The organism is Providencia rustigianii (assembly GCF_900637755.1).
Taxonomy (GTDB): Bacteria; Pseudomonadota; Gammaproteobacteria; order Enterobacterales; family Enterobacteriaceae; genus Providencia; species Providencia rustigianii.
Map to the genome: position 1 here is coordinate 3,758,637 of NZ_LR134396.1, position 15,587 is coordinate 3,774,223.

The 15,587-nt window shown below is 42.6% G+C and carries 15 protein-coding genes; 13 read left to right on the plus strand and 2 right to left on the minus strand.

The window, feature by feature from the left end:
- Window positions 1-134 precede the first annotated feature (134 nt).
- From metJ to EL244_RS17375, 4 genes are all read left to right on the plus strand, one after another.
- Window positions 135-452, plus strand: coding sequence for a met regulon transcriptional regulator MetJ (gene metJ / locus EL244_RS17360; RefSeq protein ID WP_004265315.1), 318 nt, complete (start codon window positions 135-137; stop codon window positions 450-452).
- Between the two features lie 180 nt (window positions 453-632).
- Window positions 633-1,364, plus strand: coding sequence for a hypothetical protein (locus tag EL244_RS17365; RefSeq protein WP_126462539.1), 732 nt, complete (start codon window positions 633-635; stop codon window positions 1,362-1,364).
- A 262-nt stretch (window positions 1,365-1,626) separates the two neighbouring features.
- Complete coding sequence (locus tag EL244_RS17370) at window positions 1,627-2,352, plus strand: outer membrane protein (RefSeq protein WP_126462542.1); 726 nt, start codon at window positions 1,627-1,629, stop codon at window positions 2,350-2,352.
- Between the two features lie 279 nt (window positions 2,353-2,631).
- The gene (locus EL244_RS17375; RefSeq protein WP_126462545.1) at window positions 2,632-3,366 is read left to right on the plus strand and encodes an outer membrane protein; all 735 of its coding nucleotides are present in this window, start codon (window positions 2,632-2,634) and stop codon (window positions 3,364-3,366) included.
- 96 nt (window positions 3,367-3,462) lie between these two features.
- On the opposite strand, the gene rpmE is transcribed toward EL244_RS17375, so the two are convergent.
- Window positions 3,463-3,678 (minus strand): 50S ribosomal protein L31, encoded by a 216-nt coding sequence (gene rpmE, locus EL244_RS17380; RefSeq protein ID WP_006816263.1) that lies wholly within the window; start codon window positions 3,676-3,678, stop codon window positions 3,463-3,465.
- 254 nt (window positions 3,679-3,932) lie between these two features.
- Here rpmE and priA point away from each other — a divergent pair, with 254 nt between their 5' ends.
- From priA to rraA, 7 genes are all read left to right on the plus strand, one after another.
- Window positions 3,933-6,131, plus strand: coding sequence for a primosomal protein N' (gene priA / locus EL244_RS17385; RefSeq protein ID WP_126462548.1), 2,199 nt, complete (start codon window positions 3,933-3,935; stop codon window positions 6,129-6,131).
- 290 nt (window positions 6,132-6,421) lie between these two features.
- Entirely contained in the window at window positions 6,422-7,450 is a 1,029-nt protein-coding gene (gene cytR, locus EL244_RS17390; protein WP_006816265.1) for a DNA-binding transcriptional regulator CytR, read from the plus strand.
- Window positions 7,451-7,522: 72 nt separating this feature from the next.
- On the plus strand, window positions 7,523-8,362 hold the full coding sequence (gene ftsN / locus EL244_RS17395) for a cell division protein FtsN (RefSeq protein ID WP_126462551.1): 840 nt from the start codon (window positions 7,523-7,525) through the stop codon (window positions 8,360-8,362).
- A gap of 167 nt (window positions 8,363-8,529) precedes the next feature.
- Complete coding sequence (gene hslV, locus EL244_RS17400; protein WP_006816268.1) at window positions 8,530-9,060, plus strand: ATP-dependent protease subunit HslV; 531 nt, start codon at window positions 8,530-8,532, stop codon at window positions 9,058-9,060.
- A gap of 11 nt (window positions 9,061-9,071) precedes the next feature.
- Window positions 9,072-10,406 (plus strand): HslU--HslV peptidase ATPase subunit, encoded by a 1,335-nt coding sequence (gene hslU, locus EL244_RS17405; RefSeq protein WP_006816269.1) that lies wholly within the window; start codon window positions 9,072-9,074, stop codon window positions 10,404-10,406.
- Between the two features lie 185 nt (window positions 10,407-10,591).
- A complete protein-coding gene (locus tag EL244_RS17410) occupies window positions 10,592-11,509 on the plus strand; it encodes a 1,4-dihydroxy-2-naphthoate polyprenyltransferase (protein ID WP_126462554.1) in 918 nt (305 codons plus the stop codon).
- 119 nt (window positions 11,510-11,628) lie between these two features.
- Window positions 11,629-12,147 (plus strand): ribonuclease E activity regulator RraA, encoded by a 519-nt coding sequence (gene rraA, locus EL244_RS17415; protein ID WP_006816271.1) that lies wholly within the window; start codon window positions 11,629-11,631, stop codon window positions 12,145-12,147.
- A 346-nt stretch (window positions 12,148-12,493) separates the two neighbouring features.
- Here the strand turns inward: rraA and zapB are convergent, their stop codons facing one another.
- On the minus strand, window positions 12,494-12,733 hold the full coding sequence (gene zapB, locus EL244_RS17420) for a cell division protein ZapB (protein WP_112837485.1): 240 nt from the start codon (window positions 12,731-12,733) through the stop codon (window positions 12,494-12,496).
- 302 nt (window positions 12,734-13,035) lie between these two features.
- Between zapB and EL244_RS17425 the strand changes: the two genes are divergently transcribed.
- Together EL244_RS17425 and glpK are read left to right on the plus strand one after the other, a co-directional pair.
- Window positions 13,036-13,857: an MIP/aquaporin family protein gene (locus tag EL244_RS17425; protein ID WP_006816275.1), complete on the plus strand. Its 822-nt coding sequence runs from the start codon at window positions 13,036-13,038 to the stop codon at window positions 13,855-13,857.
- Window positions 13,858-13,899: 42 nt separating this feature from the next.
- The gene (glpK, locus tag EL244_RS17430) at window positions 13,900-15,426 is read left to right on the plus strand and encodes a glycerol kinase GlpK (RefSeq protein ID WP_126437415.1); all 1,527 of its coding nucleotides are present in this window, start codon (window positions 13,900-13,902) and stop codon (window positions 15,424-15,426) included.
- The last annotated feature ends 161 nt before the right edge of the window (window positions 15,427-15,587 follow it).

Genomic DNA, 15,587 nt, shown 5'->3' on the forward strand with positions numbered 1-15,587 from the left:
CTCAAGAGAAATTATAATAATCTAAGTGACATTTATTCTAACTTGTATGCAGAACTTTCACTGAATGAATATTTTTCAGGAAGGTTATCGGCATATTATTTTTTTATTATTAATGAACATATCCAAGGTATCTCATGGCTGAATGGAACGGTGAATATGTCAGTCCGTATGCTGAACATGGCAAAAAGAGTGAGCAAGTCAAAAAAATTACAGTATCAATTCCTTTAAAGGTACTGAAAATTTTGACTGATGAACGTACTCGTCGTCAAATCAATAACTTGCGTCATGCGACTAACAGTGAATTACTGTGTGAAGCCTTTTTACATGCATTTACTGGTCAACCTCTGCCGAATGACGAAGATTTGCGTAAAGAGCGCAATGATGAGATCCCTGAAGCGGCTAAAGAGATTATGCGCGAACTGGGGATCGACCCAGAAACTTGGGAATATTAATTTTCTTAGTCGTCCTATCTCATTGTTTTATTCGGCTCGCTAACACGAGCCGAATCCGCCTTTCCAAAGGATTCCTCTGATTTATCCTGCTTTCAGAATTCCCCTCAGGTTTTATTCTTCATATTTATCTACACTCGACCGCTATTACACATGACAATAACAACAATCAGAGGTCTGATAATGAATACATATCGCCCACTTATTGCCTGCCTACTCGGTAGCGCATTATTAATTACCGCTGGATGCGGGGCTCCCCAGCAATATGCAACGAGTGCATCAGCCCCTGAAGACTCAGCAAAAAAATTGGGAACAAAGTGGGGAGAGGATGTAGATTCTTCAGTTATCACAGTTAATGCTTCTCGACTTTCTTCAATCGCCTATGATACCGCCACGATTTACTATCGGGGTGAACAAGTCCCACGCAATGTCAGTACATTCACAAAACTTCCATTACAACCATTGATGATTACTGTGACCAATGAGTCAGGACGCCCGATGGATTTTTATCGTAATAATCAAGGGCAATACATTCTTCCCGCTAAAGAAGGTCAACGTTATCAATTGGTAATCACCAATACTGATAACCACCGAACTTTTGAAGTTGTCACCACCATTGATGGGCTGGATGTCCTAAATGGGCAAGCAGGATCGCATCAGAATTCAGGCTATTTGGTACGCCCTAATGGCCAGCTTACCATTGACGGTTTCCGTAAAAATGATAACCAAGTCGCCGCATTCCGTTTTGCGGCACCTGAAGAGTCTTATGTTAATCAAAATATTCAAGGGGATGAACGAAATATTGGCGTAATTGGATTTGCTATTTTTGAAGTAAAAGAAGAGCTACCTGACTGTGAAGCAAATCCATTTCCTGCCGATAATAAATATGCTCCCGCGCCCTGCCAAAAACGCTAGTTTTCTCTAGTTGTTGTTTAGGCGCATTGAGCTGATAAATGCGCCATTCTTCTTTTATTAATCCACTGGTGATTAATTGACCCGCTAGAGTGCGATTTATCATCGGTTTTAATGCTTTTTATACTCGTAAATGCTGAATTAAATTAAAAAAATAAGAAAGCATGCCGTATATCAAGTTTTAACTCGATCCTACATAAGCATTATTCATTGTTATCTATACTAATAATGCGTAATCCGAACATCGACTAAATGGAATTAATAAATGAAGAAAATTTTTGCAGTCTCTTTACTAAGTTTGGTTTCTAGCATGACAATGGCATCAACAAACGGTCTTTATGTCTCTGGTAAGATTGGTGCTTCAATTGTGCAACTTTCAGATCAAAAATGGGAAACGACGGATCATGAGTTCGAGCAAGAAAATCTCGGCAAAACCAATGATTCAGTGTTTGGCGGCAATATTGCAGTAGGTTACGATTTTTCAAAAACAACCACTTTGCCTATTCGTACCGAGTTAGAGTTTGGTATGCGGGAAAAAGCATCGACAAGTCACAACCTTGACTCAGTTAATGACCCTGGTGTTTTCAGCAGTTCAGATGATGTGAAAGCAGATATCACCTTAAACACGGTCATGGTCAATACCTATTATGACTTCAAAAATGACACCAAATTTACTCCGTATATTTCTGTTGGATTAGGGATGGCAAGCATTAACCACAAAATGCGTTATGACTACAATGAGCATATTGTGAGTATGAATCAATTCACCCATGAGAAATTCACTAAATCTAAAACCACCAATAATTTTGCCTGGAGTGTTGGTCTAGGCTCACAATACCAAGTAAATAATCATCTTTCGTTAGATATGAGCTACCGCTTTTTAGATGCAGGAAAATCAAAAGCCAGCTACTACGAAGATAATCAAGAAAATGTCTCTAAAGTAAAAGTTCAAAGCCACGATATTATGTTCGGATTAGTTTATCGCTTCTAATATTTTACTTTTATCGCCTTGCACCTTAATACATTCTTTAATGATGATTGAGGTGCAATCTACACCACTCATTATTAGACATATAAAATCAAATATTCATATTAGGTTAGATTTAAATCTATTAATTTAATTAATTTACAATGGGTAATACTAATTTCACGTCTTTTTATATTAAAATTCAGCGTGGTTATCTGAAGATCCCCAATAGCCTCTAAAACGTCCAATTTAATTTATACTCCAGTTATATTTCATATTGAAATAATTAACTGGTGCTTAACAATGAAAAAAATAATTTTAATCTCCATATGCTTGTTGTTTGCTAATTTAGCAATAGCATCCAGTAATAACGGTGTTTATCTATCAAGTAAAATTGGTGTATCTATACTCAATATGTATGATTCTAAATTTGAATATAGCGATGATAAGAAACCTGATTTTAAAATGCTAAAATTTAATGACAAAAGTCACCCTGCCTTTGGTAATTATCTTGCCGTGGGTTATAACTTTTATGACCAATTCTCAATGCCTATTCGGGCTGAATTAGAAGTCGGAATGAGGGGAAAAGTCAGCAATACTCATAGCCTCAATGCTCTTTCAAACATACCGAATAGTTCATCTGATATGAAAAATGAAGCAACACTGACGACCGCGATGTTAAATGGCTACTATGATATGAAAAACCAAACTGCGTTTGCTCCCTATATTTCATTTGGGCTTGGATTGGCAAGCACTCGCTATGAAAATACACAACGGTCAGAATTTGAAATTTTAGGTTTAAAGCAAAGTTCTAATCAGTCAAAATCCCAAAGAATCAATAAATTAGCATGGAGCTTGGGACTTGGAAGCCGATATGCATTCAATGATAATTTATCCTTCGATCTGGGCTATCGGTTCACCGAAGCGGGTAAGTATAAGATATCAATGCCCAATGCATTTGATAAAGATGGAACAGACACATCCACAATAAAACTCGCCGCTCATGACTTTATGTTTGGGATTACTTACCACTTTTAGATGCTGGAAATGGTAGATTTTAGACAATAAAAAACCTGTTCAATAGAACAGGTTTTTACTGAATACGTTAAATTAACTTCAACGAGACAGGCTTGATTATTTTTTAGCACCTGGAATGCTGAAACGCTGATTAAAGCGATCAACACGACCACCAGTAGCAACATCACGTTGTTTACCAGTATAGAACGGGTGGCAGTTACCACAAACGTCCAGGTTCAGAGAATGACCAGCTGTTGAATTAATTTTCATTACGTTACCGCAAGAACAAGTCGCAGTAATTTCTTCGTATTTAGGGTGAATACCTTTTTTCATGGGAGAACCTCTAATAAGGCCGTGTCGCCATTCCAGCCCTAACGCCGGACACCACACGTCGTGTTGATTAAATTTAGTATATTGGCAAGGATTAGGTTTTCACAAAAACAAATATTTTCGCAAAATTAATGATACCAAAGGCGGCGGATCATACAGAAAATCTGTTTACCACGCAATGAAATTAGCATGATTTTTGTGATATTCTAGTAAAATACCTTCGCAATATCGCACAAAAAACAGACGGAAATCCAGCTATGATCGTCGTTCAGGTGGCTTTACCTGTTCCTTTGAATCGCACATTTGATTATCGCCTTGCAGATAATATGCCGCTACCCGTCGTTGGTAGCCGCGTTATGGTGCCCTTTGGTAAACGCCAAGCCCTTGGTGTCGTTGTCAATCACAGCGATAAAAGTGAATTCCCTGAAGACCAATTGAAAACTATTGAGTTGGTTCTGGACTCCCAAACCTTATTTCCAGATGACCTGTGGCAATTACTACTTTGGTCATCTCAATATTACCACTACCCGATTGGCGAAGTGTTATTTCATGCAATGCCAACATTGCTCCGTCAAGGTAAGCCCGCCGAATTTACACCGATCTGGCAATGGCAAGCGACGATCGCCGGTCAAGAAGTCGATCTCAATGAGTTAAAACGATCCCCAAAACAGCAGCAAGCCTTGGCCTTACTGCGTCGTCGACCTATTTATCGCCACCAAGTTGCAGAATTAGAAATCAATGAAAGTGCATTACAGTCCCTGAAGAAAAAACAGTATGCGGAATTGCATCCTGTGCAGCCGGTAGTGGAACAATGGCAATCCCACTTTACCATCTGTGGTGAACGCTTACGCCTCAATAGTGAGCAAGCCACTGCCGTGGGTGCCATCCGTGCCGAGGATGATAATTTCTCTCCTTGGCTACTTGCAGGGATCACCGGCTCAGGTAAAACCGAAGTGTATCTGAGTGTACTGGAAAATATTCTCGCTAAAGGTAAACAAGCGCTGGTTTTAGTCCCTGAAATCGGGCTAACTCCCCAAACCATCAATCGATTCCGCGAACGTTTTAATGTTCCTGTGGATGTGCTGCATTCGGCACTCAACGATAGCGAGCGTCTGGCAGTTTGGCTAAGAGCTAAACAAGGCTCGAATGGAATTATCATCGGAACTCGTTCAGCGTTGTTCACCCCGTTTGCTCACCTTGGGATCATCATCATCGATGAAGAGCATGACAGTTCCTATAAACAGCAAGATGGCTGGCGCTACCATGCTCGAGATTTAGCGGTATTTCGAGCTAAAAAAGAAAATATCCCCATCATTATGGGAACAGCCACCCCATCTTTAGAAACACTAAGTAATGTTCAGCAAAATAAATATCGTCAATTAAATCTGACTATCCGTGCAGGAAATGCCCGCCCTGCGGATCAACACTTAATTGATTTAAAAGGTCAGCCACTCAAGTTTGGTTTATCCCATTTATTGATTCAGCATATTAAGAATCACTTAGCGCAAAATAATCAGGTCATTTTGTTTTTAAACCGCCGAGGTTATTCCCCAGCTCTCATCTGCCACGAATGTGGATGGATTGCAGAGTGTCAGCGCTGCGACCACTACTACACTTTGCACCAAAACTTCCATCAATTACGCTGCCACCATTGTGATAGTCAGCGGCCAGTCCCACACCAATGTCCACACTGTGGGTCCACCAATCTGGTTCCTGTGGGAATGGGAACGGAACAATTAGAAGAAGGAATTTCTGAGCTATTTCCCGATGTCCCAGTCACGCGAATTGACCGAGACACGACCAGCCGTAAAGGGGAACTTGAGCAGCATTTAAATGCGGTTCATGAAGGTGGTGCACGAATTTTGATCGGCACTCAAATGCTGGCTAAAGGGCACCATTTCCCCGATGTTACCCTCGTGGCATTATTAGATGTGGATGGCGCACTGTTCTCTAGTGATTTTAGAGCCGCAGAGCGCTTTGCCCAGTTATATGTCCAAGTTTCAGGGCGTGCAGGGCGAGCCGGCAAACAGGGTGAGGTTTTTTTACAAACCCACCATCCTGAGCATCCGCTATTACTAACATTACTGGAGAATGGCTATAACGCCTTTACTCAAGAAGCACTAGAAGAGCGGCGCGTCGCCATGTTGCCCCCCTTTACTAGCCATATATTGATCCGTTCTGAAGACCATAATAATCAGGATGCACGCAATTTTTTACACAATGTTCGCCAATACATCAGCCAGCATCCACAAAGCGACTCCCGGCTGTGGATATTAGGCCCAGCCCCGTCGATTCAAGCTAAACGAGGTGGACGTTTTCGTTGGCAGCTATTATTGCAGCATCCTTCCCGAGCTTATTTGCAGCAATTTATGGCGCAATTATTGCCAGAATTACTCAAGCAGCCTGAAAGCCGCAAAGTAAAATGGAATATTGATGTCGATCCAACGGATGGTTGATCACCATCCTAGCTACCTCTTTGTTGGTAAGATAACTGACTGAGTCTGTTAGTTAAACCCTCATATTTTGCCAACAATTTACCCATTAAGAATTTGGATTAAGTATTTCTCATACTAACTATTTTCGAAATTTGCGAGTCAGCTCTAAAAAATGATGCAAGTCACATTTTTTATGCAAACTAGGTAACAGATATTATTGTGAAATTCATTAGAATGCCTTCTAATTAGCAAAATGACGTGTTCGCGCCATTCAAAAAAAGCAATCGATTAAATAGACAAAGGAAGGCGTTGTGGAAAATAAAAAACACAATAATACGGCGACCATGAAAGATGTTGCCAATGCAGCAGGTGTCTCGACCGCCACGGTCTCTCGGACATTAATGAATCCAGAGAAAGTCTCCTTACAAACACGTCAAAAAGTCGAACAAGCGGTACTAGACGTCGGTTATTACCCGCATAATCTGGCTAGAAGTTATAAACGCAATGAATCCAAAACGATTTTAGCGATCGTTCCAGATATCAGCGATCCCTTCTTCAGTGATGTGATCTGCGGTCTTGAAGAGGTGGCCGCCCATGAAGGCTATTTCGTCCTGATTGGTGATTGCAAACACCAGCGAAAGCAAGAAAATGCCTTTATCAATCTCATTATTACCAAGCAGATTGATGGCATGGTTTTACTGGGTTCTAATTTACCGTTTGATATTTCAACAGAAGAACAAAAAAATTTACCGCCTATCGTAATGGCGAATGAATTTGCCCCTGAACTTAAACTTCCTACCGTTCATATCGATAATCTGACCGCCGCATTTAATGCTACACACTATTTACTCAGACAAGGCCATAAACGAATTGCCTGTATTGCAGGCCCTGAAGGTATGCCTCATAGTGAATATCGTTTAGAAGGTTATAAAAAAGCGATGTTACGCACTGGCGAAGGGCTGAGAGAGAGCTATATTGTGAGAGGGGATTTTACACATGAAAGTGGTGCTGAAGCCTTAAAAACCTTACTTTCTCTACCAGAGCCACCCACTGCTGTTTTCTGCCATACCGATATTATGGCGTTTGGAGCAATGTGGCAGGCAAAAAAAATGGGTCTAAAAATTCCAGATGACTTGTCATTTGTTGGTTTTGATAACCTTGAGCAAGCAAAATATACCTTACCGGCATTGACCACCATTAATCATCCTCGCACAGAAATTGGTCGTCATGCGATGTTATTGCTTCTAGAACAACTACAAGGAAATAGTGTCACCCCCGGTTCCCGTCTCCTAGATTCTGATTTAATCATTAGAGAGAGTACAAAAGCGCCTAAATGCTAGGCAAAATCGCTAAGGTTAAGTAACATATAACCAAAATAATGATTAACAACTGATAACTAGTGAATTAATAGCGTGGCACAAAAAGATTATGTAGCTCGAGGGCGCTCATCCGCTCGAAAAAAAAGCAAAGGCAAAAGCAAGAAAGCACAAGGGCTACCTATGACTACCTTGGTAGTCGCCGTCGCTATTGTGGTGCTATTTGTTGGTGGTTTATTTTTTATTACTCACAATAAAAAAGAAACATCACAAACTAATAGTGCTCCACATGCCACTAAACCAGGTAATACACTACCACCGAAACCTGAAGATCCTTGGCGTTATAAGCGTGAGCTAGAAGAGCCATGGCAAGATTATACGTCACCTGCACAACCAAATACTGGTGGTAGCAGTGGCAATATTCGTCAAACGGATTTAACCGCAGAACAGCGCCAATTACTGGAACAACTGGATTCTGATCGACGTCAGCCAGTCACCAACCTACAGGAAATTCCTTTTAATGGTAAGCCAGTGCCGCGTTCCCAAGTTATTATTAATGAACCGGCTCAGCCAGCTAGGCCGATTGATGCACCTGTTCAGCATAAACCTTCAGTGACTGAACCCAAGCCGGAAGTCCGTCCTACTGCGCCGGTACAGCCAGTGGCGAAGCCAGAACCTAAACCTGAGCCAAAACCTGCCCCAGTCAATAATATGCAAAATATGTTGGTGCAATGTGGTTCGTTCAAAACCGCAGAACAAGCGGAGTCTGTGCGTGCAACGCTGGCATTTTCCGGTATTGAAAGCCGAATTACCTCAGGCGGAGGATGGCATCGTATCGTGTTAGGCCCATACTCCAAGTCCACAGCAGAAGGCATGCGTGACCGTGCTGCGGGTGTTGGCGTTTCAGGTTGTATTCTTCGTGCTTCTGGGGGTTGAAAAATCCCCCCACCTCCCCCATCTACTGTTTTAACGTACTGATGAGCAGTTGTTTTTATGATTCTGTGATTTCAAGTGATAGTGAATAAACCGCTATCACTTGAAATTTGCCTATTAAAATATGAAACAACCGCATTATTTTTGTAATAAAAACCAGGGGCTAACTCATGACAACAATCGTAAGTGTTCGCCGTAATGGCCAAGTTGTAATCGGTGGTGATGGACAGGCGACGATGGGTAATACCGTCATGAAAGGCAATGTCCGCAAAGTTCGTCGCTTATATAACGACAAAGTCATTGCAGGATTTGCCGGTGGCACCGCTGACGCATTCACACTCTTTGAACTGTTCGAACGCAAACTCGAACTCCATCAAGGACATTTAACTAAAGCTGCTGTTGAGCTCGCCAAAGATTGGCGCACCGACCGTATGTTACGCAAACTCGAAGCGTTACTGGCAGTAGCAGATGAGCATACTTCACTGATCATCACAGGTAACGGTGACGTCGTTCAGCCAGAAAATGACCTGATTGCGATTGGTTCAGGTGGTCCATATGCCCAGTCCGCAGCTCGTGCCTTACTCGAAAATACAGATTTAAGCGCAAAAGAGATCGCTGAGAAGGCGCTCGAAATCGCTGGGGATATCTGTATCTACACTAACCACAATGTTAACTTTGAAGAAATTTCTTCAAAATCATAAGGATTGTTAGTATGTCCGAAATGACTCCACGCGAAATTGTCAGCGAACTCGACAACCATATTATTGGTCAACATAAAGCAAAACGTTCTGTAGCTATCGCCCTGCGTAACCGCTGGCGCCGTATGCAGTTAAATGAAACGTTGCGTCATGAAGTGACCCCAAAAAATATTCTCATGATTGGTCCAACAGGTGTGGGTAAAACTGAAATTGCTCGCCGCCTTGCAAAATTGGCCAATGCGCCATTTATCAAAGTTGAAGCGACCAAATTTACCGAAGTGGGCTATGTAGGTAAAGAAGTTGACTCCATCATCCGCGATCTGACTGATTCTGCGGTCAAAATGGTTCGTTTACAATCTATCGAGAAAAACCGCTATCGTGCCGAAGAAATGGCGGAAGAGCGCATTCTGGATGTATTGATTCCACCAGCAAAAAATAACTGGGGACAAGCTGAGCCAGTTGATGAGCCATCTCCTGCACGCCAAGCATTCCGTAAAAAATTACGTGAAGGCCAATTAGACGATAAAGAAATCGAGATTGAAGTTTCTGCTGCACCAATGGGTGTTGAAATCATGGCGCCTCCTGGTATGGAAGAGATGACCAACCAGCTGCAATCCATGTTCCAAAACTTAGCAGGACAAAAGCAAAAGCCTCGTAAGATGAAAATCAAAGAAGCTTTCAAACTGCTGGTGGAAGAAGAAGCCGCTAAATTGGTTAACCCTGAAGAGCTGAAAGAACAAGCGATTGAAGCGGTTGAACAAAATGGCATCGTGTTTATTGATGAGTTCGATAAAATCTGTAAACGCGGCGGTCAAAGTTCAGGTCCGGATGTCTCCCGTGAAGGTGTTCAGCGCGATCTGCTGCCATTAATTGAAGGCTGCACCATCTCCACCAAACACGGTATGGTGAAAACTGACCACATTCTGTTTATCGCATCTGGGGCATTCCAAGTCTCTAGCCCATCAGATCTGATCCCAGAATTACAAGGTCGTTTACCAATTCGTGTTGAGCTGCAACCGCTCACTACCGAAGATTTTGAACGCATTCTGACCGAGCCGAACTCTTCGCTGACTGAGCAGTACAAAGCTCTGATGGCAACTGAAGGCGTGAATATTGACTTCACCGCTGATGGTATCCGTAAGATTGCGGAATCTGCATGGCAGGTGAACGAATCCACCGAAAATATCGGTGCTCGTCGTTTACACACAGTATTAGAACGCTTGATGGAAGATATCTCTTTCGATGCCAGCGAACGTGAAGGACAGAGCATTCAAATCAATGCTGAATATGTTAGCCAGCATTTAGACGAATTGGTTGCAGACGAAGATCTGAGTAGATTTATTTTATAATCTTATTAATTATCAGGTTTTCATGTATCCTTAATAGACGTCAGATAAAGTGCAGCAATTATGCTGCACTTTTGCCGTATTGAACCCAACTAAATTAAGAACATTTACTCCCACTAATCCAAAGTGCCGCTAGAATCTCATCAGCGTTACCCTTTGGAATATAACGAGTACGGTGAATAAATTACATGAACTCATCTTCAATCAGTCGCAAACAAGCTTGGCTAGAAAGTTTACGACCAAAAACCTTACCTTTAGGGGTTATTGCGATCGTCACTGGCTCCGCATTAACTTACCTCACTGGCAACTTTAAATGGCCAGTTGCCCTGCTATCAATTATTACAGCAGGTCTACTACAGATTCTATCTAACCTCGCGAATGATTACGGAGATGCAGTCAAAGGCTCAGACACTGCTGAACGTATCGGACCATTGCGGGGGATGCAAAAAGGCATCATCACCAAAGAAGATATGAAAAAAGCCTTAAAGCTGAATATCTTCGCCGCGTGCCTTTCTGGGATCTTATTGATTGTTGTCGCCTGTGAAAAACCGGAAGATGCCATTGGATTTCTGGCTTTAGGGCTGGTTGCCATTGTTGCTGCGATTACCTATACCGTCGGTAAAAAACCTTATGGTTATTTAGGACTGGGTGATATATCGGTCTTAATTTTCTTTGGCTGGTTAAGTGTTATTGGGACTTTTTATTTACAAGCGAATAGCTTTAACCCGATTACTATTCTGCCAGCGACCGCGTGTGGATTACTGTCTGTTGCCGTTTTGAATATTAATAATATGCGTGATATCGAAAACGATGTTAAAGCAGGTAAAAATACCTTGGCGGTTCGTTTAGGGCCAGAGGGTGCACGCATCTATCACACAATTCTTATCGTTGCCGCTATCCTGTGTCTAGCATTTTTCAATCTTATGTACCTACAAGGTTGGAGCGGCTGGCTATTTTTACTTGCCGTACCGATGCTGATGAATCACGTTCGTAAAGTGCTTTCAGACCCTACCCCCGAAGGCATGCGCTCAATGCTTGAAAACATGGTCAAAGCGGCTTTAGTTACCAATGTGTTGTTCTCAATTGGCGTCGTTTTGAGCAAATAATCACAATTACTTGCTGCTTTTTTGACTTTTCCCGCCTATTTTTTGGCGGGAATTTTGCCAAGCTGTGACGAAAAGGGATATACTAACCCCCTCTTTCAGCAGAAAAAGACCTAAATCCTATGAAATATGATACTTCCGAGCTCTGCGACATCTACCAAGAAAGCGTTAACGTGGTAGAACCTTTATTCTCCAACTTTGGTGGACGTACTTCATTTGGCGGTCAAATCATTACAGTTAAATGCTTTGAAGATAACGGCATTCTGTATGATTTGCTGGAAGAAGACGGCCGTGGGCGTATATTGCTTGTTGACGGTGGCGGTTCCGTGCGTAAAGCATTGATTGATGCTGAGCTAGCACAAGTCGCTGTCAGTAATGGCTGGGAGGGCATCGTGGTTTATGGTGCAGTCCGTCAAGTGGATGCCTTAATGGAATTAGACCTTGGTATTCAAGCTGTTGCTGCAACACCAGCAGGTTGTCCTGATGAAGGTATCGGCGAAAGTGATATCCGCGTCAATTTTGGTAGTGTGACGTTCTTCTCTGGTGATTATCTGTATGCCGATAACACTGGCATGATCCTGTCTGAAGAGCCTCTCACTCAAGCGGCCAATGATGATTTCGACGAAACCATCGACGAATAATCCCCACCAAATTCCACAAAAAAGGCAGATATCACTATCTGCCTTTTTCTTTCCTGTTTTCCGCTTGCTGTTTTTCCACTCACTCTTCACATCTTTCAGAAAGCACTCCTCTACATACTTCTACACACCTCTAAATAATTCGTATTGTAGGTAGGCGGTCAGCGAGGATATCTCGGGGAGCATACAAAAGTATGTGACCCGAGTAGCTGAGAGCAACCAACACCCCTACAATGCAAATTATGACGAGGTAGGCGGCAAGCGATGGATATCTCGGGAAGCATACACAAGTATGTGCCCGAGTAGCCGAGAGCAACCAACACCCCTGTGGCTTGAAGTATGAAGGAGATTAAACTTCTTCCATCTTACCTAGCAAAGTCCGCAACCGCTCCTGCCAAGTCGCCTGCTCTTGCTTCAGCTGTTCATTTTCACGCACCAGTGATTCGGTACCTGATTTGTTAGCTTGCAACTCTTGGCTTAATGCACTGTTTTGTTCTTTTAGTTCATCGATTTCCATTTGTAATAACGCGATGGTGTCGATTGCCTGCTGGACTTTGTTTTCTAGTTTCTCAAATACTTCAAATGACATGTTCGTGATCTCCCTTATAAATCTATTTCCTCGATTGTAAGTAGCATGATCCTCTGTGTCCAGTGACTTACATTTGATTACAAACATTATTAGTAAAATTGCGATGTAAATAATTTCACAATGTTTGAATTCGCTCTTATTAATGGTTGTTTGTTTTCGTTTTTAGGTGATTTAACACACAGTTTTCGAACATGACAATATTCGATCATCTTTTTTCACGCTAAATTAACCAGAAGAAATTTTCGCAACGAAAATTTTACTCGAAAAAAATACTCTTTTTTTATTTGAGCAGGATTAACTATATGAGCAAAATGACATCTTCCACACTGATGGGCCAGTGTATTTCGGAGTTTTTAGGCACTGCTCTCATCGTGTTTTTCGGTTTAGGATGCGTCGCTGCCGTGCGTCTTGCTGGCGCGCAACTGGGTCTCTGGGAAATTAGTATTATCTGGGGATTTGGTGTTGCACTCGCTGTTTATTTAACCGCGGGCATTTCCGGTGCCCATTTGAACCCTGCTGTAACCCTTGCTTTATGGTTATTTGCTTGTTTTGACAAGCGCAAAGTTGTTCCTTATATCGTCGCCCAAATGTTGGGTGGCTTCTGTGCCGCGGCGTTAGTCTATACAATGTACTCGCCAGTCTTTACAGATTATGAACAAGTCCACCACATTATTCGTGGAACTCAAGAAAGCCTCTTTACTGCCGGTGTTTTCTCGACTTATCCTGCACCGCAAATTAGTGTACTGCATGCCTTCTTTATCGAAGTTATTATTGCCGCCATCTTAGTCTGTCTAATTTTAGGTTTAACTGACGATGGTAATGGTGTACCTAAAGGCCCATTGGCCCCATTATTAATCGGTATTTTGATTGCTGTTATCGGTGGCTCATTTGGTCCTTTAACTGGATTCGCCTTAAACCCTGCTCGTGACTTTGGTCCGAAAGTGGTGGCCTATCTAGCCGGATGGGGTGATATTGCTATGACCGGTGGACGTGACATTCCTTATTTCTTAGTCCCATTGACTGCGCCAATTGTTGGTGGTCTGCTAGGGGCACTCGGTTACCGTAAATTGATTGGTCGTCATCTTCCTTGCATGGTCTGCGAGTCAGAAGAAGAAAAGAAATAATCCAATAACAATACCTAACCCATTGCTGAACAGGTTTAAATTATGACAACAGAAACAAATATCGCGAAAAAATATATTGTCGCTCTTGATCAGGGAACAACCAGTTCACGAGCAGTCGTACTCGATCACGATGCCAACATCATCAGTATTTCCCAACGGGAATTTACCCAAATCTATCCTAAGCCAGGCTGGGTAGAGCACGACCCAATGGAAATTTGGGCAACCCAAAGCTCCACACTGATCGAAGTATTGGCAAAAGCTGATATTCGCACAGATGAAGTTGCAGGTATTGGGATCACAAACCAACGTGAAACCACCATCGTGTGGGAAAAATCGACAGGTAAACCCGTTTATAATGCCATTGTTTGGCAATGCCGTCGTACTGCCGATTTTTGTACTCATCTCAAACAAAATGATAAAGATTTGGAAGAGTATATTCGCCAGAATACCGGTCTGGTTGTTGACCCCTATTTTTCGGGCACCAAGGTAAAATGGATCCTCGATAACGTTGAAGGTGTCCGCGAACGTGCAGAAAAAGGTGAATTACTGTTCGGTACCGTCGATACTTGGATCGTGTGGAAAATGACCCAAGGTCGTGTCCACGTAACCGATTACACCAATGCCTCCCGTACCATGCTGTTTAATATTCGCAATCTGGAATGGGATGACAAAATCCTCAAGGCTCTCAATATTCCACGCAGTATGCTACCGGAAGTGCGTTCATCTTCGGAAGTGTATGGTCAAACCAACATTGGTGGTAAAGGCGGAACACGTATTCCAATTTCCGGTATCGCTGGTGACCAACAAGCGGCGCTGTATGGCCAGCTGTGCGTCAAATCCGGAATGGCCAAAAATACCTATGGAACAGGCTGCTTCTTACTGATGAATACCGGCGACACCGCCGTGCGCTCTAACCATGGTCTGCTAACGACTATTGCTTGTGGTCCAAGAGGTGAAGTGAATTATGCTCTTGAAGGTGCTGTGTTTGTTGGCGGCGCATCTATTCAATGGCTACGTGATGAATTGAAATTAATTGATGAATCTGAAGACTCTGAATACTTCGCAACCAAAGTAAAAGACAGTAACGGTGTGTATGTTGTGCCTGCATTTACCGGTTTAGGTGCGCCGTATTGGGATCCGTATGCGCGTGGTGCCATCTTCGGTCTAACCCGTGGAGCAAACCGTAACCATATTATCCGAGCAACATTAGAATCTATCGCTTATCAAACTCGCGATGTCTTGGATGCGATGCAAGCTGATTCCGGCGAGCGTCTAAAAGCGTTACGTGTGGATGGTGGTGCGGTTGCCAACAACTTCCTGATGCAATTCCAGTCGGACATTCTAGGCACGTCTGTAGAGCGTCCTGCGGTACGTGAAAGCACGGCATTAGGTGCGGCATATCTCGCCGGTATTGCTGTTGGGTTCTGGGAAAGTCTCGATGAGCTACAGAGTAAAGCTAGCATAGAACGCGTCTTCAAGCCGGGCATTGAAACCACAGAACGCAACTACAAATATGAAGGTTGGAAAAAAGCCGTCGCTCGTGCCCAAGAGTGGGAAGATCGCGCTTAATTTTCACTTTTTTAATCTTGAAGCAGTGCTCTGGCACTGCTTTTTTATTGCCTGCCATAACTGGTAATTAGCAAATAAATAGAATTGCAATTATCAGACTAATAATAAATTAGAAAGGGTTTACTGGTTTATTTAGAATTCTTTCCTGCAATAACTGTTTT